Origin of the sequence: Amycolatopsis sp. Poz14, assembly GCF_006704225.1 — a bacterium.
Taxonomy (GTDB): Bacteria; Actinomycetota; Actinomycetes; order Mycobacteriales; family Pseudonocardiaceae; genus Amycolatopsis; species Amycolatopsis nivea.
The window spans coordinates 4897406-4914223 of record NZ_JACLHD010000001.1 but is presented as its reverse complement, the minus strand read 5'-3'; the positions used below and the strand labels follow the sequence as shown (position 1 = coordinate 4914223).

Below are 16818 nucleotides of genomic sequence, written 5' to 3'. Positions count from 1 at the left end.
AGCCCTTCACGGACAGGCGGATGAGGTCAGCGGCGCGGCGTCAGCTGCACGATCTGCTCGCCCGCGGTCCGGCCGTCGCCGGCCAGGCTGCCGGTGCGGTCGGTCCAAGCGCGCACCGGCGTGGTCTCGCTCCGCCGTCCCGGCTCGGCCGAAAGCGCCAGCACCAGCCCGCTGGAGCGGTTGACCAGCCGTGTCCCGCCGTTCGCCGGGACCAGGAACCATTGCTGGGCAACGCCGGAACCGGCGCTCAGGGTCGGCGCGGTCCCCCAGGCACGGCCCGGAACTCCCAGTGCCAGACCGCTCGCGGCGTTGGTGATGCGGTAAGAACCGTCGCCGACCGGGGTGAACCGCCAGTTCGCTCCATCGCCGGCCAGCCACGAGGGCACGGACGTGGTGCCGGTGCGGCCGGACTGGGCGAGCACGCGGCCGGAGCCGATCCGGTAGACGCGGTTCGGGTCGACCGGGGAGGCGGCCGGTGCGGCGGACGTGATGGTCACGTCCGCGTAAACGCCGTCGCGGCCGTCCGTGCACGAGATCGAGCAATACGACCGGAAGGTCTTGCCCACGATCGTCCCGGTGGTCTTGCTCCCCGAGTCGACGAACCAGCGGTACCACGACTGGTCCCGGTACGAACCGGTGTCGCCGATCAGCCGCCACTTCGGGTTCGCCAGGTCCTCGGTCGCGTAGAACCGCTGCGGCCCGACCGCATCGACCGCCTCCGGCTCGCCGATGTACAGCCCGAGGTGCGCGTCGTAGGCGATGTTCATGACAAACAGGTCGGATTTCCGCGGCAGCGTTCCGGCGGCTACCTGCTGGGCCGCGGTGCCGGTGTTCGCCGGGTTGTAGTCCTTCTCCGACGGCGTGTAGCCGAGAGGGTCGACGTCCGTGGGCACGAGGTTGCTTTCCTTGCCGCCGACCCCCGGCTGCGCCCATCGGCCGTCGTACCACTTCTGCCACGTTCCGGTGCCCATCTTCCCGGACATCGGCGCGCGGGCCACGTGCGCGAGGCCGCTGAACCCGCCGCCGCCCTGACCGGCCTTCGTGACGACGCGGGAACCGTAATAGACGTAGAAGTAGCCGGACTTCGGATCGGCGAACAGCCGCGGATCGCCATCGCCGTAGTCGAACGTCTCGTTCGGGAACGCCGCCGTGTCGCCGCGTTTCGTCGAGTACGGCGACGTGATCGCGTGCCCGCCGATCCGCCAGGTGCGGCCCCGGTCGGCCGACACCGCCCAGTCGATCGCGTCGTAGTGGGAGAACGAATAGGCGCCGAAGGGTTCGGGGGTGAACTCGTTGTGCACCAAGCCGTACCAGTCACCGGTATCCGGATCGACCCAGGCGCCGACGAGATCGCAGAAGTTCTTCTGGGTGTAGCTCGACCCGGCGGGCGGGTCGGTCGCCTCGCGTCCGGTCGGGCTCGTGTTGCACCGCCAGGTCGTGTCGTTGTTGCGGTCGCGCGGCTCGGCCGGGTTCACCGCGTCGCTCAGGCTCGCGTCGCGCTTGGCCGAGTCGAAGTCCTTGCCGGTGTAGAAGTCCCAGACCCGCAGGCCGTCCTTGCCGTAGAGGGCGGCGGACTGCTGGAAATAGAAGGTCCCGTCCCGGTCCAGGAACGGGGCGGCCGGGGTGTCCGTCGGGTACGGGTATTCGGCGACGGCCCCGACCGACACGGAGTAGCCGGGGTCGGCGTGCGCGGCCAGGGGCACGGTGCAGGTCCCGGCGGTGAGGGCCAGGACCGCACCGGCGGTCAACGAAGTGCGGAAGCGTGGCATGGCTCGGTTCCTCGCAGGCGATCGGCATCAACAACCGACAAGAACGAACAAGTTCACACAGCTTTAGTGATCGATTGTGCACTGTCAACCCGCCATTCGACCTGCTTCGAGCAGGTCGGGCCGTTTCCGCCCGTGGGTCACGATGCCACCGCGAACCTGAGAGAAAATGTTGACAAGTGATTGGTAAGCGCCAAAAATGCGCAGCAACACGCACTGAGTGTGTGGTCTTCGACCTCGATCAGGTGGTGGCTGATGCGGTTTCACAAGCTCGTGGGCTCGACCTTAGCGGCGACGCTGCTGCTCGCCGGGTGCGGCAGCGGCGACGCGGCGGGCGACGGCACCGGGGAGAACGCGCTCCCCGGCGCGGCCGAGTTCCTTTCCTCGCCCTGTCCGGAGCCGGCGGCGAAACCGGCCGGCGGCGGGCAGCTCGTGTACTGGTCCATGTGGACCGCGGACGAGCCGCAGGGCAAGGTGCTGCAAAAAGCGCTGAAGTGCTTCCAGGACAAGACCGGCGTGAAGGTCGACGTGCAGTGGCTCGGCCGCAAGGCCTACACCCAGAACCTGGTCCCGGCGCTCAACACCGGCACCGTGCCCGACCTGTTCGATCAGGACGTCAGCAAGGTCGGCGCGGCGATCATGACCCCGGGCGGCACGCAGAGCCTCGACGACGTGTACGGCATGAAGATCGGCGAAGGCGACAAGACGGTCAAGGACGTCCTCTCCCTCACCTCGTACGACTTCCCGCAGAACAAGGACCACGAGGGGCACAGCTTCCTCGTGCCGTACGAGATCCAGTCCAGCGCCTGGTGGTACGACAAGGCGACGGCGGGCGGCGCGCTCGGCCAGCCGAAGACCGTGGACGAGCTGATCGGCCTGTTCGACAAGGCGAAGGCGGACGGCAAGGCGGCGGTCAGCCAGGACGGCGACATCCCGTTCTACAACATGTACTACTTCACCCAGCTGGCCGAACGCTACGTCGGCGCGGGCGGGCTGGCGAAGGCGGCGCAGGACCCGACCGGCCGCGCGTGGACCGACGTGCCCGGGTTCCGCGAGGCCGCCGCGCAGACCGCGCGGATCTCGAAGTACTTCATCGACGGCTGGGACGCGGCCAAGTTCCCGCAGATCCAGCAGCGCTGGGCGGACGGCGACGCGCGGTTCCTGTACGTCGGCACCTGGGCGCCCAGCGAAACCCGCGAATACCTGGACAAGCAGGGCGCGGGCACGAAGATCGACTACGGCTCGTTCCAGTTCCCGATGCCGCCCGGCGCCACGCACGACACCGTCGAGCAGATGTCGATCGGCTTCGCCGTGCCCAAGAAGGCCAAGAACGCCGACGCGGCCAAGGCGTTCATCGCCTACTTCCTCAACAAGGGCAACCTCGCCGGCATCCCCGCGGTGGCCGACAACCTGGTGCCCCGGCCCGACCTCGCGGTGCCGGACGACCTGAAGCCGGTCAAGACCGTGATGGACGACCAGAAGAAGGAGCACGTGCTGCAGTACGACGGCATCGACGCGATCGCCGGCGGCAAATGGCAGACCGACGTGTTCGACCCCGCCGACACCGCGCTGCTCAAGGGACAGCTGACCCCGGAGGCGTTCGTGGCGCAGCTCGCGCAGAAGTCCGCCGCCTTCTGGAAGAACCAGCACTGATGGCGACTGTCACGGAGGCGGCCCGGGCCGGGCGGCGGCCCGCGCTCGGGCCGCACCTGAGCCGCAAACGCAAGCTGTTCTGGCCGTTCGCCGCCCCCGCGCTGGCGCTCTACCTCGCGTTCCTGGTGCTGCCGACGATCGCGACCGTGGTGCTCAGCTTCACCAGCTGGTCCGGCGCGGGCGACACGCCGCGGCCGCAGGGCGTCGGGAACTACGTGCGGATGTGGCAGAGCGACGCGTTCCGCTACGCCTTCGGCAACACGCTGATCTACGTCTTCCTCGGCGGCATCGGCACTTTCCTGCTCGCGTTCCTGTTCACCATGGTGCTGCGGGACATGCGCGGCGGGAAGATCGTGCGGGCGATCCTGTTCTTCCCGAACATCGTCGCCCCGGTCGCGCTCGGCATGTTCCTCGGCTTCGTGTTCAAGTACCAGCCGGGCAAACAGGGGCTCGCCAACTACGTGCTGGAGCACCTCGGCGCGGACGCGGCGAAGTTCCTCGCGCCGGAGAACGTGACCGGCGTCGTGACCGCGTCGCTGATCTGGGCCAGTTCCGGCTTCTACATCACCATCCTGATGGCCGCGGTCGACCAGATCCCGCCGTACCTCTACGAGGACGCGGACCTGGGCGGGGCCTCGCCCTGGCAGAAGTTCCGCTCCATCACGCTCCCGCTCACCTGGGACGTGGTGGGCGTGGCCGGGGTGCTGTGGACGATCAACGCGCTCAAGATCTTCGAACTCGTCTTCGTGCTCGCCGGGCCGGGCACCTACGCGCCGCCGAACCGGGCGTGGACGCTCGGCATCTACGTGTTCGACCGGACCTTCGGCTCGAACGGCACGCCGGACTTCGGCGCGGCCTGCGCCTGCGCGGTCGCGATGATCGCGCTCGTCTCGATCCTCGTCGTCCTCCTGCGCCGGTTGATGCGCCGTGACGCCATCCAGTTCTGAAGGAGACCCTGTGACCGTCACGGAAGCACCGCCGCGCGGCTCCGCCCCGGGCAAGCCCCGGCGCACCCCGCCGCGCCGTCCCCGCCCGGCTCCCGGCAGCCGCAGGCTCAGCCCGCTGCGGCTGCTCGGCTCCGTGCTCGTGTGGCTGTTCACCGCGGGCAACCTGCTGGTGCTGTACTGGCTGATCACCGCGTCGTTCAAGACCCCGGTGGAGATCTTCACCAAGCCGTTCGCCCTGCCGTACCAATGGTTTCACGTCGGCAAGCCGTTCCGGAATTTCGTCTACGCCTGGAACAACGCCGGATTCGGCGACGCCGTACTGTCCACAGTGGTCCTCGTCGGGCTGGCGACGATCGCCACGGTCGCGGTCTCCGCCCCGTGCGCATACGCGCTCACCCGGCTCGGGGTGCGCGGTTCGGGCGTGCTGACCAACGGCGTCGCGATCGGCATGGGGGTGCCGTTCCAGACCGTGATCATCCCGCTTTTCGTCGCGTTCAGCGAGATCCACCTGGACAACCAATACGGGCTGTTCGTGCTCTACGTCGCCCTGTCGATCCCGTTCACGGTGTTCCTGCTGACCGGGTTCTTCCGGTCGCTGCCCGACGAAATCGAAGAGGCGGCGGTGCTCGACGGCGCCTCGCCGGTGCGGGTGTTCGTGTCGGTGGTGCTGCCGCTGGCCCGCGGCGGCGTGGTCACCGCGCTGACGCTCAACGCGATCGGGCTGTGGAACGAAACCCTGCTGGTGATCGTGTTCCTCAAGGACCAGGCCCACTTCACGCTCTCGCGCGCGCTGTTCACCTTCTACGGCGCGGCGAGCTACCAGTCCGAGTACGGCGGGCTGATCGCCGGGGTGGCGATCGTCGTGCTCCCGATGCTGCTGCTCTACGTCGTGCTCGCCCGCCGGATCATCACCGGCCTGACCCTCGGCGCCGGAAAGTAGGACTTCGATGGCCACCGTGAGCTTCACCGACACCACCCGCTACTACGCCGGGGTCGAACGCCCCGCAGTGGACGGGCTCGACCTCGAGGTCGCCGACGGCGAATTCCTCGTGCTGGTCGGCCCGTCCGGCTGCGGCAAATCGACCACCCTGCGGATGCTCGCCGGGCTGGAGGGCGTGGACGAGGGCTCGATCCGCATCGGCGACAAGGACGTCACCGAACTCCCGCCGAAGGAACGGGACATCGCGATGGTGTTCCAGAACTACGCGCTCTACCCGCACATGACCGTCGCGGAGAACATCGGTTTCCACCTCAAGCTCGCGCGCATGCCGAAGGACGAACGGGACCGCCGCGTCCGCGAAGCCGCGACCACCCTGGACCTGACCGAATACCTCGACCGCCGCCCGGCGAAGCTGTCCGGCGGGCAACGGCAGCGGGTGGCGATGGGCCGGGCGATCGTGCGGGAGCCGAGCGTGTTCCTGATGGACGAGCCGCTGTCCAATCTGGACGCCAAGCTGCGGGTGCAGACCCGCACGCAGATCGCCTCGCTGCAACGGCGGCTCGGCACCACCACGCTGTACGTCACGCACGACCAGATCGAGGCGATGACCATGGGCGACCGGGTGGCCGTGCTGCGCGACGGCGTGCTGCAGCAATGCGATTCCCCGGTCGGGCTGTTCGAGCGGCCGCGCAACGTGTTCGTCGCGGGCTTCATCGGCTCCCCCGCGATGAACCTCATCGAGACCACAGTGGACGGTTCCGGCGCGGCGGCGGGCGACGGCACGCTCCCGCTCACCCCCGCCCAGCGGTCCGCGCTGACCGGGCCGGGGATCGTCGTCGGCGTGCGCCCGGAAGGCTGGGACATCGGCGGCGCCGGATACCGCGCGGTCGTCGAAGTGGTCGAGGAACTCGGCAGCGACCAGTACCTCTACTGCCGGACCGGGGACCGGGTGCTGACCGTCCGTACTCCGGGCATGGCACCGTGGAAGCGCGGCGAGGAAATCTCACTGGCCCCGCGGACCGGCGCGGCGCACTTGTTCGACGCCGCCACCGGCGAACGGCTGCCGGACGCATGAGCACGATCAGCCGCACCGAACTCGTGCTCCCGGCGGCCGAACTCGGCCCGGAGAACCCGCTGCCGCCGCTGCTGCGGACCGAACCCGCGGCTTCGGTGTCCAACGTGGACGAACTGCCCGCGGACCTGGCGGCGAACCTTTCCTACGGCAGGCTGGACACGGTGCTGCCGTGCCGGATGCAGGACGGGTACGGCCGCGACCGGACGGAACAGCGGCTGCCCGCGCTCGTGCTGGAGAACGAGCGGCTGCGCGCCACCGTCCTGCCCGGGCTCGGCGGGCGGCTGCATTCGCTGCTGGACAAGGAAACCGGCCGGGACCTGGTGTACCGCAACCCGGTGTTCCAGCCGGCGAACCTGGCGCTGCGCGACGCGTGGTTCGCCGGCGGCGTCGAGTGGAACCTCGGCAGCACCGGGCACACCACGCTGACCTGCGCGCCGATGTTCGCCGCCGAAGCACCCGGCCCCGGCGGCGAACCGGTGCTGCGGCTCTGGGAGTGGGAACGCACCCGCGACCTGCCGTATCAGCTGGATTTCTGGCTTCCCGACGGGTCGCGGCAGCTGTTCGTGGGCGTGCGGATCCGCAACCCGCACGCCCACGACGTGCCGGTGTACTGGTGGTCCAACACCGCGGTGACGCAGACGGCCGGGACCCGCGTGCTGGCCCCGGCCGCGCGAGCCTGGCACTACGGCTACTCCGGGCGGCTGGAACTCGTCGACGTCGCGGACGAACTCACCTATCCCGCCCGGGCACAGACGGCGGCCGACTACTTCTTCGAGGTCGACGGTCCGCCGTGGATCGCCGCCGTCGACGCAGCCGGATACGGGCTCGGGCAGGCGTCCACGGCGCGGCTGCGCGGGCGGAAACTGTTCGTGTGGGGCGAATCCGCGGGCGGGCGGCGGTGGCAGGAATGGCTCGCCCCGGGCATGGAGGGCTACCTCGAAATCCAGGCCGGGCTGGCGCGGACGCAGCTCGAACACCTGCGGCTGCCCGCGGGCGCCTCGTGGGACTGGCTGGAAAGCTACGGCCCGGTCGCGGCCGACCCGGAGATCACGCACGGACCGGACTGGCCCGCCGCGCTCGCCTCGGTCGCCGCCGAACTGCCCGCCGCGGAGGAATTGGACCGGCGCTGGCGAGAATGGCGTGCAGCCGCCGATGCCGCGCCACGAGAACTCCTGGCAACCGGATCCGGCTGGGGCGCGCTGGAAACCCGCCGGATGCTGACGGAACTCCCCGGGACGCCGTTTCCCGAGGACAGTCTCGGCGCGGCCCAGCAACCGTGGCTGGATTTGCTCGATGGCGTGGCACCCCGGGCCGACCCCGCCGCCGAACCGCCGGACACCCTGGTCAACCGTCACTGGGCAGAACTGCTGGAGGCGGTACCCGGCGAGGGCTGGCTCACCTGGTACCACCGGGGAATCGCGCGGTGGGCGGCAGGCGACCGCGACGGCGCGAAGGCCGCGTGGCACCGGTCGCTTGAGGCAGAGCCGAACGGCTGGGCGTGGCGCAACCTCGCCGTCGCCCAGGACGATCCGGCGCGCGCCGCGGAGTACTACCGGCAGGCACTGGACCTGCTGCCGAAACTGGCTCCGCTCGCCGTGGAAGCCGTCGCCGCGCAGCTCGCCGCCGGAGATCCCGGCGCCGCACGGGAAATGCTCGAACCGTGGCCGGCCGAGGGCCGGTTCGCGTTGCTGCGGGCGCGAACCTCGCTCGCGCTCGGCGATCTCGAAGGGGCGCGCGAGGTCTACGAGCGCGGCTTCACCGTGCCCGGGATCCGCGAGGGAGAGACGTCGCTGAGCGATGTGTGGCACGCGATCTCGCCTGGCCCGCTGCCCGCCGAATACGATTTCCGGATGAAAACCGGTGGTGGGGCCGGATGAGCGCGACCGGCCAGATGGGTGAACAATGGCGCGGCGGCGGGCGCGCAGGGAATGGGTCGAAGGGAGCACAAGCCGATGGCTCGGCATGAACGGTTGAGCACACTGTTGGACCTCTTGGCGAAGCGGGAGAAACTCGACGTCGAAGAGGTGGCCGCGGAGCTGAACGTCTCCGCCGCCACGATCCGCCGCGACCTGGACCATCTCGCCGAACAGCAGCTGCTCACCCGCACCCACGGCGGAGCCGTCGCGAACGACCTCGCCTACGACCTGCCGCTGCGGTACAAAACCGCCCGCCACGCCCCGGAAAAACAGCGGATCAGCGCCGCGGCCGCGGCACTGGTGTCCAACGGCATGGTCGTCGGCCTCAACGGCGGCACCACGACCGCGGGCGTGGCGCGGGCGCTGGCCATGCGCGCGGACCTCGCCGACGCCCCCGGCCTCACCATCGTGACCAACGCGCTCAACATCGCCCACGAGCTCGCGGTGCGGCCGAACATGAAGATCGTCGTCACCGGAGGGGTCGCCCGCCCGCAGTCCTTCGAACTGAGCGGCCCGCTGGCGACCCTGGTGCTCAGCCAGCTCAGCCTGGACCTGCTGTTCCTCGGCGTGGACGCGCTGCACCCGGCCGCGGGCGCGTTCGCCTGCCACGAAGGCGAAGCGGACATCAACCGGCTCATGGTCAACAACGCCGCCCGCGTGGTGGCGGTGGCGGACAGCTCGAAACTCGGCCGCCGCGCCTTCGCCCGCATCTGCGACATCACCGACATCCACGAAGTCGTGACCGACAGCGACGCCGATCCCGACGTCACCGCCGCGCTCAAGGCCGCCGGAATCCCGGTCCAGATCGCCTGAAACCCGGCTCCGGCCCGCCGTCCGCCGCTGCTCCCGCGGACGGCGGCTCTGTCGTGCCCGGGTCCATTCAGGACACCCCCGTTCCGCGCCGCGTTCCCGCTCACCGGGCCTTGACAAAGCCGCTGCGCGATGTGCTTACTACTGCAAGTTCGAGCGTCACCTTGAGCATATTCACGCAGAATAGGAGGCTCCAGTGCCTCGACGACTCGCGTACGCGGCGGCCGGGCTCATCCTCACCGGCTCCGTCGCGACTCCTGCCGCGGCGCAACCGCTCACCTCGATCTCCGTGCCGCGCGGTCCCGACTCCCCCGGCTACCAGCTGCGCATCGACACCGCCCGCCTCGGCCTGAGTCTTACGCGCGGCGGCGAACAATTGCTGCGCACCGCGTCCGACGCGTTCACCTTCGACAGCGGCGTGGCAACGCGCGTGCGGTCGATCTCGCGAGACGGCGCGACCGTCGTCGCCACCGCCGACAGCACGGCGGGCCGCCCGGTGACCTTGCGGATCACCCCGCACCAGGACCGGTTCGATCTGAAGTGGACAGTCGACGGACTCGCCGCCGGACAGCGCGCGACCCACTTCGACCTCACGACGTCCGGCTACTGGTATGGCGGCGGCGAAACCAGCGAAGGAAAGGCCCAGCCGTATCCGCTTTCCGCCGGAACGGTGGACGAGCCGGAGTTCTCCCCCGCCAGCTACATGATGCAGGAACCCTACTTCTTCACCTCGAAATCGGTCGGGCTTTTCGTTCGCACCGCGCAGCCGATGAAAGTCGCGATGGCAGGCGGCCGCGCCGACCTGACCGTGACGAACTCCGCGGAATACTCGAGCACGGTGTTCGTGGAGTCGAACCGTCGAGCGGTGTACGACGACTACGTCGGCGAGGTCGGCAAGCCCGCCAAGAGCGACGCGACCGACGCCGAGTACGCGAGTCCACTGTGGAATTCCTGGGCGCAGTACTACCGCGACATCGACCAGGACAAAGTGCTTTCGTGGGCACGGGACCTGAAAGCCGCGGGCGTCGCCGGGCACACCGTGCAGCTCGACGACAAATGGGAATCCAACTACGGCAACCTGACCTTCGACCCGAAGACGTTCCCGGACCCGAAGAAACTGGCCGACGGCATCCACGCGATGGGCCAGAAATTCGGCCTCTGGACCACGTTCTGGATCAACCTCGACTCGGCGAACTACGCCTACGCCCGCGACCACGGCTATCTGGTGCGCGCCAAGGGAAATCCGGCCCAGCCGTGCACGGTGACCTGGTGGAACGGCACCGCGGGCATCATCGACCTCGGCAATCCGCAGGCCCGCGAGTGGTACACCGGCAACCTGCGCAAGCTGATGGCCGACTACGGCGTCGACGGCTTCAAGTTCGACACCCGCTTCTTCGACGACCGCTGCGCCGCCACCGGGAACCTGACCCCGCAGGACTACCAGAAGCTCGGCGCGGACATGACCGACGCGTTCGACCAGCAGGGCGCGGGCATCCGCACGCACTGGGGCAACCAGCGCTACGGCTTCGTGATCCGGGCGGTCGACGCGGACACCACGTGGAACGGCCTGCGCACCTCGCTGCGCCGGGCGTCGGCGATCTCGGCCAATGGCTACCCGTTCGTCGAGACGGACATGATCGGCGGCTCGAACAGCATGCCGCCGCCGTCGCGCGAGGTGCTCGTGCGCTGGGCGCAGGCCGCGTCGCTGATGCCGCTGATGTACGCGTCGACGTCCCCGGTGACGACGGTCGACACCACCACCGGCAAGCCGGTCGCCTACCCGGCCGACACCGCGAAACTGTACGCCGACGCGGTCCGCACCCACGCAAAACTGGCGGGCTACCTGAAAACCCAGGTACAGCAAGCGGTCGCGGACGGCACGCCGATCATGCGGCCGGTGTACTTCGACTTCCCCGCCGACCACCGCTTCGACACCGTCGACGACGAGTGGATGCTCGGCCCCGCCCTGCTGGCGGCCCCGATGATCACCGCGGGCGCCTCCCGCGACATCGCGCTGCCTTCGGGACTGTGGTTCGACCCGCACACCAAGCGAGTCGAAATCGGCGGCCGGACCCTGCACGATTACGCGGCGCCGCTGGACACGACGCCGATGTTCGTCCGGATCGGCGCTCCCGGGTGGACGGAGCTCGCGGCGAAGCTGTAAGTCGCCGACTTGGCGTCCTCGCGGCGTCGGATCCTCCGTGGACGATAATCAGCGCATGGCCGTGACCCAGCAGCTCGCCCGCATTTCCGCCGCGCATCTCGCCGCCTGTCGGCAGTCGGCGGAAACGCTGGGCGAGCTGTGCTCTTTCACGGCGGTTCCGAAAAGGGACTACTGCGACCTGAACTGGTGGCCAGCCACCCTGAAACCAGCCTGGAAACTGGCCGGAGCCGACGACCAGACCCTCGCGCTGTTGCGGCGCGGGTTCGACGGTGACGAAGAAGTCAATCCGGCCTACCGAGACGTTCTCTACTCGATCGACGGACATCCGGTGACCGCGCTGGAGCCCCGGCACGTCGCGGCGGTGGCCGAAGCGTTGCACGGCATCACTCCGGAGGAGGTCCGCGCCGCCGTGCCGTCGGACCCGGAGCAGATCGAGGCCGAACTGGGCTCGATCGCGCTGGACGTGATCGGCGACCTGGCGGAAATTCTGGGCGAGCAGCATGCCATTCTGCGCGATTTCTACGCGGAAGCCGCCCGCCGCGAGCTGGCCGTCGCGCTGTGGTGGGACTGACCCGTCAAAGCCCCCGCAAGACCCGCTCCAGCGCCGCCCGGCCCGCAGGACCCCAGTGCGGTTTCCCGCCGGGCAGGCCCTGGTCCCCGTTCTGTCCCATGAGGATCAGGAAGAGGCTCTTCGTCGCGGCCAGCCCGCGGGCACGCCGGATCGCCGCCTCGTCCGCCCGCGCGTAGCTCTCGAAGAACCGCGCGGCCGTGCCCGCGGGCAGCAGCACCCAGGCGGCGGCGAGATCCCACGCCGGGTCTCCGGCGAATAGGTCCCCGAAGTCCACGATGCCCGAGAGGGTTCCTTCCGAGACAACGACATTCGCCGGATGCAGGTCGCCGTGCACCCACACCGGCGGACCCTCCCACGCGCGGGCCGCGACGGCGTCGTCCCAGACTGCCCGGACGTCGTCCGCGAGGCTGTCGAGAGCAACAGCCTTAAAGAACTCCTCGAAGCCGCCCGCGCAATCCCGGGGATGGGCACCGCGATCCGCGGCGATCGGCGCGTCGGCGGGGGCTTCCACGTGGAGTGCCCGGAGGAAATCCGCGAGCGTGTCAGCCGCGTGGGCGCCGCGGCTGATCGTGCCGTGGTCGAGCGGTTCGCCGGGGACCCACGTCATCACGGTCCAGTGCTTCGGGAAACGCTCGGACGGTTCGCCGAACCGCACGGGCGCCGGCACCGGGAGCGGCAGACGCGGGGCCAGCACCGGCAGCCACCGGCGCTCCTTGAGCTGAAGCTGCGGGGTGGGGTCCATGCGCTGCACGCGGACGGCGAGTTCGTCCCCGAGCCGCCACATCTGGTTGCCCCAGCCGCCCGCCACCTCGCGGATCGGCAGACCGGCGAGATCCGGGTGCTGGTCCCGGAGCAGGTCGCGGACCAGATCTGCGGTGACCTCGGTGGTGGGCATGGGAAGGGACAGTACCGAGACGGCGGCCGACGCGGCCTGCCCGGCCGTGGACAAAATTGTCTGCACTCGCCGCTTGACACAATCTCCAGTGCGCGCTATAGAAATGGATATACGCGATAGCTGACCTGGGTGCCGAAACCACGTAGCCTGGGAGTGATCGACGATGCCGGACACCATCAGCCGCCAAGGCGCGACTGCCCGCGAATTCGTCGAGCTGATCTGCGCCGATCCGGTCTGGTTGCGCGCCGAGTTCGAGGCGATCGTGACCGCCGCCGTGCTCCCGCCGTTGCACCCCAACGACTTTCCCCCGCGCAGCACCGGAAACGCAGCCGAGGAGCGGGTTCCGGCGAGCGTGTGGCGGGCTTGGCCGCCCGAGCACCGGGAGCGTTCTCCTCCGGCGAACAGCAGGCGCCACACCCGACAGCCGTGACATCTCTGGGGAGGTGATACCGGAGACGGGGAAGGTCTGCCACGACGCCCGGCCGAAGAGGCTCGCACAGCCCCGGCATCGCGTCTCGTGACGTGGTCCCGCGACCGCCCCGTCGCCGCACAGCACAGCACAGCACGGTTGCTTTTCACCCGAACTGGTTCCGGCCCCGCCGCTTGCGTCCGGCGGGGCCGGATCTCCGCGACAGCCCCGACAAGCGAACGCCCGCCCCGGCGGCGGGCACGTGGGAAGGAGAAAGGGAGGCGCATGGTCATGTTGATGCGAACTGACCCGTTCCGGGAGCTCGATCGGCTGACCCAGCAGTTCTTCGGCGGCAACGGCACCGCCACCCGTCCGGCGGTGATGCCGATGGACGCCTACCGGTCCGGCAACGACTACGTCGTGCAGTTCGACCTGCCCGGCGTCGCGCCGGAGTCGATCGACCTGGACGTCGAGCGCAACGTGCTGACCGTCAAGGCCGAACGCAGGCCCGAGTACGGCGAGGACGCGGAGGTCCAGGTCTCCGAGCGGCCGCGCGGGGTGTTCTCCCGCCAGCTGTTCCTCGGCGACACCCTCGACACCGACAGCATCAAAGCCGACTACGACGCGGGCGTGCTCACCCTGCGGGTGCCGATCGCCGAACAGGCCAAGCCGCGCAAGATCGCCATCGGCGGCAGCGGCGGAGCCAAGCAGATCCGCGCCTGACCGATATCGGCCCCGCCCCCGCGAAGGGCGGGGCCACGAACTCTCCGCGGTTTCCCGCCCCGCAGCGGCGCCGTCCTGCGCCCGCTCGGACGAGGACTGTCCAATCGCGACGTCGCCGCCGGGCCGGGGCCCTTCGGCTGAATCGCTTCGATCGGTGATTGCCGGGAACTCGTTGAGGAAAGCGGCAATACTCAACGGAGGTCGTACTGGATGTCGATCCCCGAACCCGGCCCGCCGTTGCTGTTGATCGTCAGCCATCCGTGGTCGTACACGTCCGCGAGCTTGTACTCGAACCCGAAGTCGTACTTCTTGTCTCGGCCGAACGTCCCCGGCATCTCCCCCAGCCGCATCGCCCCGTGCGGCGATTTGCTCTCGCTGCTGTCCGGATCCGTGACGTAGACGACCGGGCCCAGCGCCAGGCTCAGGCCGCTGTTCAGTTCGGAGTCGGTGCTGGTCTCCACGTGCACCATCACCGCCATGACCTGTTCGGAGCCGTACTTCGACCGCTGCTTCGCGATCTTGGTGACGGTGAACGACGGATCCGTCGGCGCGACAGCCGAAGAACGCGAGAAGTGCACGACCTCGCCGACCTTCTTCACCGGATTGCCCCGCGGGCCGGTCGACCCGGCGGACTGTGCCGCCTCGGGCATGGACGGCGCGGCGGACGACGCCTCCGTAGTAACGGTCACGGTGACCGTTGGCGGTGCGCTCGCCACCGCGGCATCGCCATTCCCGGAGCAGCCGGCGGAAAGCGCCGCTGCGGTCGCCACCGCGCAGAGCAGCAACGACGAACTTGGTCTCATCAAGGAACTCCCGGTCGATCAGCATGACGACGCGACCGCACCGAAGGCTTTCTTCTCGATCGCAGCACACAAGTCGCAATGACCCGATCGACCGTTACGAAAGCTGTCCGCACCAGAGCGAATCCGTCGCACCTCCGGTCGGCGGTAGCGCGCCACCCCGCTCTCCGCCACCCTGGGCAGTCGAGGACGGGAGGCCGCACGTGAAGGTCGTCATCGCCGGCGCGGGCATCGGCGGGCTGACCGCTGCCCTGCGGCTGCACCGCGAAGGCATCGAATGCGCGGTGTACGAACAGAGCACCCGCGTCGCCGAGCTCGGGGTCGGGATCAATGCCTTGCCGCACGCGGTCAAGGAGCTCGCCGCGCTCGGGTTGCTCGGTCAGCTGGACGAGATCGGGATCCGCACCCGCGAGCTGTTCTACACCCATCGGCTCGGGCAGGTGATCCTGCGCAAGCCGTGCGGGCTCGACGCCGGGTTCACGCTCCCCCAGTACTGCCTGCACCGCGGCAGGCTGCGGAACATGCTGCTGCAAGCGGTCCAGACCCGCCTCGGTCCGGAGGCGGTGCGGACCGGGCATCGGCTGACTGGGTTCGAGCAGGACGCGCAGGGCGTGCGGGTGCGTTTCGCGGAGCGGGGAAGCGGCGAAGAGGTGACCGTGGCCGGGGACGTCCTGGTGGCGGCCGACGGGATCCACTCGGCCGCGCGGTCACTCCTGTTCCCCGAGGAAGGGCCGCCGCGCTGGAACGGGGTCTTGATGTGGCGCGGCGCCACCGACTGGCCCGCGTTCGGCGGCGGCGCTTCGATGATCGTCTCCGGCGGCACCGCGGCCAAGCTGGTGATCTACCCGATCGGGCCGGGCCGGAGCGCGGGCACCCGGCTCACCAACTGGGCGGTCTGCGTTCAGACCGGGCGGCCCGGCGACCCTCCCCCGGACCGGCAGGACTGGGCCAAGCCCGGCGACCGCGCGGAGCTCGCCCGGCACGTCGGGAAGTTCCGGTGCCCGGAGGTCGACCACGCCGCGCTGGCCGAGGCCACCGAGGAGATCTTTGAGTTCCCGATGTGCGACCGGGATCCGCTGCCCGCCTGGTCGCACGGACGCGTGACGCTGCTCGGCGACGCCGCCCATCCGATGTACCCGATGGGCTCCAACGGCGCCGGCCAGGCGATTCTCGACGCGTCCAGTCTCGCCGCGCAGCTGACGCGGCACGCCGATCCCGCCGAGGCGCTGCGCGCGTACGAAGCCGACCGGCTGGCCGCCACCGGCGAGATCGTGCTGCGCAACCGCCGGGGCGGCCCGGAAAACGTCATCGACGAGGTCGAGCGGCGCGCGCCGGACGGCTTCGACCGTCTCGAGGACGTCATCGACGCGGCGACGCTCGACGCGATCGTCAGCGGCTACGCACAGGCTTCCGGGGCGTCCCAGCAGCAGGTGAACCGCACCTGAGGTCAGGCGCCCTCCACCGAACCGGGCGGCAGGAAGTCGACGTCGTGCAGCGCCGACACCCGGACCACCTCGGCCGGGTCGGTCAGGTTGTGCAGCTTGTCGAACAGCGTCGCGAGCTTCCCCGCCGGGCTCACCCAGAACAGCCCCCGGGTCATGCCCTCGCTGCGGTTGTAATAAGCGTGCGGGAGCCCCTTCGGCATCCGCACGGTGTCGCCGGGACCGGCGGTCTCCCACTGGCCGTCGAGGTAGAGCGTGAAGACGCCCTCCAGGATGTAGATGTGCTCGTCCTGGGTCGGATGGACGTGCGGCGGCACCCCGGTGCCGGGCGGATCGAGGGTCTCGAACGCGAAGCTCGATTCGCTGGCCGCCTTCATCGAGTAGGTGTGGCCGAGCACGTTCCACACCTTGTTCCGCATGCCCTCGCGGGCGGGCGTGATCCCCTTGGGCAGGGGACCTAGCACGATTTCCTCGCCGGTCATCACACCTCCTGGCCGATGGTTTCGTCCGACAGGGACTCTGCGCTATCCGGACGCCGGTGTACAGGTGCCATTCACGAGAACGCGAGAACGCCGTCCGCGAGAACCGGTGTCCCGTCTGTCGTGCGGACCTCGAAGGCGACGGCATCGCGAAGCGTCCGGCCCGCGTGGACCGACAGCGTCGTCCCGGGGAAAACCGGGTTGGTGAAGCGGCATTCGACCCCAGTG

16 protein-coding genes are annotated in these 16818 nt (G+C 69.6%); 12 read left to right on the top strand and 4 right to left on the bottom strand.

What is annotated here, in order from left to right:
* Positions 1–26 precede the first annotated feature (26 nt).
* Positions 27–1769 carry an RICIN domain-containing protein gene (locus tag FKO37_RS23305; protein ID WP_238605749.1) on the bottom strand — a complete coding sequence of 581 codons (1743 nt, stop codon included), beginning with the start codon at positions 1767–1769 and terminating at the stop codon, positions 27–29.
* A 252-nt stretch (positions 1770–2021) separates the two neighbouring features.
* Here FKO37_RS23305 and FKO37_RS23300 point away from each other — a divergent pair, with 252 nt between their 5' ends.
* From FKO37_RS23300 to FKO37_RS23265, 8 genes are all read left to right on the top strand, one after another.
* On the top strand, positions 2022–3419 hold the full coding sequence (locus FKO37_RS23300) for an ABC transporter substrate-binding protein (RefSeq protein WP_238605748.1): 1398 nt from the start codon (positions 2022–2024) through the stop codon (positions 3417–3419).
* A complete protein-coding gene (locus FKO37_RS23295) occupies positions 3419–4366 on the top strand; it encodes a carbohydrate ABC transporter permease (protein ID WP_037811270.1) in 948 nt (315 codons plus the stop codon). The genes FKO37_RS23300 and FKO37_RS23295 overlap by 1 nt, the downstream gene beginning before the upstream one ends.
* Before the next feature lie 10 nt (positions 4367–4376).
* Positions 4377–5306, top strand: coding sequence for a carbohydrate ABC transporter permease (locus FKO37_RS47580; protein ID WP_238605747.1), 930 nt, complete (start codon positions 4377–4379; stop codon positions 5304–5306).
* Between the two features lie 7 nt (positions 5307–5313).
* Positions 5314–6381 carry an ABC transporter ATP-binding protein gene (locus FKO37_RS23285; protein ID WP_134661817.1) on the top strand — a complete coding sequence of 356 codons (1068 nt, stop codon included), beginning with the start codon at positions 5314–5316 and terminating at the stop codon, positions 6379–6381.
* The gene (locus FKO37_RS23280) at positions 6378–8258 is read left to right on the top strand and encodes a DUF5107 domain-containing protein (protein ID WP_238605746.1); all 1881 of its coding nucleotides are present in this window, start codon (positions 6378–6380) and stop codon (positions 8256–8258) included. Before FKO37_RS23285 ends, FKO37_RS23280 begins: the two co-directional genes overlap by 4 nt.
* A 75-nt stretch (positions 8259–8333) precedes the next feature.
* Positions 8334–9110, top strand: coding sequence for a DeoR/GlpR family DNA-binding transcription regulator (locus FKO37_RS23275; RefSeq protein ID WP_037811263.1), 777 nt, complete (start codon positions 8334–8336; stop codon positions 9108–9110).
* A gap of 193 nt (positions 9111–9303) precedes the next feature.
* On the top strand, positions 9304–11271 hold the full coding sequence (locus tag FKO37_RS23270) for a TIM-barrel domain-containing protein (RefSeq protein WP_238605745.1): 1968 nt from the start codon (positions 9304–9306) through the stop codon (positions 11269–11271).
* 55 nt (positions 11272–11326) lie between these two features.
* Positions 11327–11842 carry a YfbM family protein gene (locus FKO37_RS23265; RefSeq protein WP_238605744.1) on the top strand — a complete coding sequence of 172 codons (516 nt, stop codon included), beginning with the start codon at positions 11327–11329 and terminating at the stop codon, positions 11840–11842.
* 4 nt (positions 11843–11846) lie between these two features.
* Here FKO37_RS23265 and FKO37_RS23260 read toward each other — a convergent pair whose 3' ends face one another.
* Positions 11847–12737 carry an aminoglycoside phosphotransferase family protein gene (locus FKO37_RS23260; protein WP_238605743.1) on the bottom strand — a complete coding sequence of 297 codons (891 nt, stop codon included), beginning with the start codon at positions 12735–12737 and terminating at the stop codon, positions 11847–11849.
* A 163-nt stretch (positions 12738–12900) separates the two neighbouring features.
* On the opposite strand from FKO37_RS23260, the gene FKO37_RS23255 reads away from it, so the two are divergent.
* Positions 12901–13167, top strand: a complete 267-nt coding sequence (locus FKO37_RS23255; protein WP_037811260.1) for a hypothetical protein — start codon at positions 12901–12903, stop codon at positions 13165–13167.
* 270 nt (positions 13168–13437) lie between these two features.
* The gene (locus FKO37_RS23250; RefSeq protein ID WP_238605742.1) at positions 13438–13869 is read left to right on the top strand and encodes an Hsp20/alpha crystallin family protein; all 432 of its coding nucleotides are present in this window, start codon (positions 13438–13440) and stop codon (positions 13867–13869) included.
* Positions 13870–14060: 191 nt separating this feature from the next.
* On the opposite strand, the gene FKO37_RS23245 is transcribed toward FKO37_RS23250, so the two are convergent.
* Complete coding sequence (locus FKO37_RS23245; protein WP_238605741.1) at positions 14061–14558, bottom strand: hypothetical protein; 498 nt, start codon at positions 14556–14558, stop codon at positions 14061–14063.
* Between the two features lies 1 nt (position 14559).
* Here FKO37_RS23245 and FKO37_RS23240 point away from each other — a divergent pair, with 1 nt between their 5' ends.
* Both FKO37_RS23240 and FKO37_RS23235 read left to right on the top strand, forming a co-directional pair.
* A complete protein-coding gene (locus FKO37_RS23240) occupies positions 14560–14754 on the top strand; it encodes a hypothetical protein (RefSeq protein WP_238605740.1) in 195 nt (64 codons plus the stop codon).
* A gap of 118 nt (positions 14755–14872) precedes the next feature.
* Positions 14873–16114, top strand: coding sequence for an FAD-dependent monooxygenase (locus FKO37_RS23235; protein ID WP_238605739.1), 1242 nt, complete (start codon positions 14873–14875; stop codon positions 16112–16114).
* Positions 16115–16116: 2 nt separating this feature from the next.
* On the opposite strand, the gene FKO37_RS23230 is transcribed toward FKO37_RS23235, so the two are convergent.
* A complete protein-coding gene (locus FKO37_RS23230) occupies positions 16117–16593 on the bottom strand; it encodes a cupin domain-containing protein (RefSeq protein ID WP_037811256.1) in 477 nt (158 codons plus the stop codon).
* Between the last annotated feature and the right edge of the window lie 225 nt (positions 16594–16818).